This is a genomic window from Gammaproteobacteria bacterium, from assembly GCA_013696315.1.
Lineage (GTDB): Bacteria > Pseudomonadota > Gammaproteobacteria > JACCYU01 > JACCYU01 > JACCYU01.
Map to the genome: position 1 here is coordinate 1 of JACCYU010000113.1, position 3,820 is coordinate 3,820.

Annotated in this window: 2 protein-coding genes; both read left to right on the forward strand. The window is 60.1% G+C overall.

The features are described from left to right. A partial coding sequence (locus H0V34_07030) for a UvrD-helicase domain-containing protein (GenBank protein ID MBA2491458.1) occupies nt 1–3,318 on the forward strand: 3,318 nt, incomplete at its 5' end. Continuing rightward, on the forward strand, nt 3,315–3,820 hold a 506-nt coding region (locus H0V34_07035), incomplete at its 3' end, for an exodeoxyribonuclease V subunit alpha (GenBank protein ID MBA2491459.1). The genes H0V34_07030 and H0V34_07035, both read left to right, overlap by 4 nt.

The following is a 3,820-nucleotide window of genomic DNA, read 5'->3' on the forward strand; positions in this document are numbered from 1 at the left end:
AGTGACGAAGATTCACAATTGCTTGCGCGCCGGCTTATGGCTGCCGCGAGCGGCATGGACGAAGCCCCGATCACCACCATCCATGGATTTGCGCTTCGCGCGACGCAGGAAAGCGCATTCGAAAGCGCCCTGCCGTTCGACCGCGGTGAGCAGATCGACGATGCCGCCGGAAGACTTGAAGCCGCGACGGATTATTGGCGCCGACAGGTCATAGGCCAGCGGCCTGAGGTAGCGCAGCCGTTCTGCGATCTGTGGCCCTCGCCGGACGATCTTGAAAAAGAGATCCGCGATTATCTGATCCGCGCGCATACCCGCATCGCCGGTCCCGAACACGACGAAATTGTAAAGCGTGCGGCGGCGTTGAGAAAGCTATGGCAAAGCGGTAAGACGCGGCTGAAGGCAGACCTGAAAAGTTTCCTGGAGTCGGGTCGCTTAAATAAAGAAGTATTGAAGGTGGCGCTGGAGAAACACAACTCTAATATCGATGCGTTTCTATCAGAAATCGATGCGGCGCTATCAGTTGGCTCAAGCGCAGTACCTGCGCTTCCTGCATGGGTCGCCCATCTGGCTCTCAGCCGGCAGTTCAGTGCCAGAGGCAATGCCGCCAAGCAAGCGGCAGCCACTTTTGTCGAGACCGAACTGGTCAGGAAACTGGCTGCGTTTCAACCCCTGTACAAACTCGACGCCGTACGACAGGCAAAGCACGAAATTGCCTCGAAAGCAGCACGGCGCAAACAGGAACGCCGGCAGTTCAGTTTCGATGACATGATCGGTGCCCTGCACGAGGCCGTCACAGATCCTCAAGCGGGTCAGGCGCTGGCCGATGCGCTACACAAAGCGTGGCCGTGGGCGCTGGTCGACGAATTCCAGGACACCGACCCGCTGCAATATGAAATTTTAAGGCGTATCTACGCAAAGCGGACGCACGGCGGATTGATGCTCATCGGCGATCCCAAACAGGCCATTTACGGATTTCGCGGCGGCGACATCTTCGCCTATCTTCAGGCCGTGGACGATGTTGCCGACCGCTATGGATTGACGACAAACTTCCGCTCCACCAGCGGTCTGCTGAATGCCTTTACGGCAATCTTCAAGGCTCCAGGTAAAGAGGCTTTTCTGGTAGGGGACATCGAATTTCACGAGGTGCTGCCCGGTCCGCACACCGACGATCGTACGCTCACCATAGAAGGGACTCCTGTTCCGCCATTTACCCTTTGGCCGTTTGCCGACGCAAAAAATTCAGCCAAAAGCAAGATTCATCCAGCCATTGTAAAAGCAACCGTGAGCCGCATTACGCGGCTTCTTTCTGAAACAAACCAGGCAGAATTCGTTACCACTACTGACGGCATTAAAACTTCGCGAACAGTTCAGTCGCGGGACATCGCCGTGCTGGTCAACACCAACCGCGAGGCCGCCTGGATGCAGCGCGAACTGAACGCAAACGGCACCGCCTCGGTGTGTCTGCATCAACAGAGCGTGTTCGAAGCGGACGAGACGCAGGAAGCGAACGATCTGCTCAAACTGCTGCGCGCTGCCGCCAGCCCGACGGACGAGGGGCTGGTACGTACCGCGCTGTGCACGCCTTTGCTCGGATTCCATCTGCGCGACATGGTGCGTCTCGCCGGCGAGCAGACCGAATGGCAGACGACTCTGGATCGTTTCCAGAGTGCGCATGCGCGGTGGCAATCGACCGGCGTGCTCAGCATGCTTTACGGCTTTCTGCAATCCGCCGCGCCGCGGTTGCTGGCCTGTGACAACGGCGACCGCCGCATGAGCAACTATATGCAGCTTGCCGAACTGCTTGCCACTGCCGAGAGCGAATCATTCGGCATGGCCGGTCTGATCGGCTGGTTGCGAGACGCAATCGCGGAGGCAAGTGCCGCAGGCGAACAGGCACAGCTGCGGCTCGAATCCGACGAGGCGCTGGTGCGTATCGTGACCGTGCATCGCGCCAAGGGGTTGCAATATCCAATCGTTTTCCTGCCATTTGCGCCATGGCTGGGCGCGGGCGGCAAGCCGGATCAGCCGGCTTTCTATTTCCACGAGAAAGGACAGGCGTATCTGTGCCCTGTTTTGCTGGACGAAGCGCACAAGCAACAAAGTGTGAGGGAGGCTCGGGCAGAGGGACTTCGCCTGCTTTATGTGGCGCTCACGCGCGCCGAGCAGGCTGTATTCATGCCGTGGGGATTAGCCAATAGCACACAGAATGGCGCGCTGGCCGGATTGCTCGTGCGCGACCTTCTGGGAGACATGGAAAATTGGTATTGGTCTGGCAACTGCAGTCCGTTGAATGAGTCGGCGATCAGCAAAACTATCGAAAAGCTGGCGAGCAGCTGCAACTCGATCGGGGTTGAACCATTGCCTGTGAAGGATGAGGCTGCGGCTTTTTCCCCTCCCCTTCAGCCCTTGTCTGGAAAGGCGCGCACCGATCTGCCCCAGCGCCGTCCGCCGTGGGGAACGTATAGTTTTTCCCGGCTGGTGCGCTATTCAGGCGATGCGCTGGCCAGCCGCGGCGCAGCCGACGAAGCGGCAAGCGAAGTCGAGCAGATTGCCGATGGGCCAGCGCAGTTCAACATGCAGGGCGCGGCTTTCGGCAATGCCTTGCACGACGTGCTGGAAAAGGCTGATCTGGCGAACTGGCCCGCGCCGACGCAGGCACCGGCAGTCGAGCATGGGCGTTTGATCCTGCATTGCCTGCGTCGTCACGGATTCGTCGTGGAGGAGACCGACAGTGATGGGGCGATCGCGAACTGCGCGCGGCTGGTGTCTAACACGCTTCACACTCCACTGCCCGGTATCGGGACGCTCGCAGTGGTGCCGGCGGCACTGCGGGTTGCTGAGATGGAATTCATGATGCGCCTCGGCGGTATGTCGCCCGACGCTGTGATCCGGCTGCTTGACCGACATGGCTATGGCAGTCCGTTGTCACTGGCTGAGCGCAGCGAGGCCATGACGGGGCTCATGCACGGGTTTATCGATCTCGTGGTGGAGTCCGGCGGTCGCTATTACGTGATCGACTACAAGACCAATAATCTCGGACGCGAAGCGGAAGCTTACGCGATCGACAATCTGCGAAACGCGATGTGCCTGCGGCATTACGATCTGCAGTATCTGATTTATGTTGTCAGCTTGCATCGTCACCTGGCCCAGAGAATCCCGGGGTATGCGCCGGAAACCCATCTGGGCGGCGTGCGGTATCTGTTCATGCGCGGCATGGCGCCTGACGCCGGGGTACGCGGCATTTTCTCGGACCAACCGGACCCGGAGTTCATCCATATGCTGGACGCTGCATTCGACGGCAAGGCGCGTGCGGCATGAGCGCAAATCCGCGCGACGTTGCGAACGAGCCCGCACAAGGAAATTTCGGCCCGCTGGACGCGGCACTGGCGGACTGGGCGCGCCGGCACGGCGGCGATGAACAGATCGCGCAGGCATTCGCGCTGGTCAGCCGCGCTGTCCAGCAAGGCCACAGCTGTCTGAACCTCAATGCCAGTCATCCGCTTCCCGGTTCAGACAAAACTGTTTCCGGCCGCGCTTTGCTCAAGGCCGTGCGCACGAGCAGTCTGGCGGGCGGGCCGGGCGACGAAAAGCCGCTGATCCTCGAAGATACGCGGCTGTACTTCCATCGCTACTGGCAATATGAACAGCGCCTTGCAAATCGCATTCGACGCTTTATCGAATCCGCGGCCGAGCCCGTATCGCTTCCGACCCTGCTCGCGGATGGCGGCCTGTTCGACTTCGCCTCGGTGACGACCGGGCAACCGCACTGGCAGGCGGTGGCGGCGTTCACTGCGCTGCGACATCGCTTCGCCATCATTTC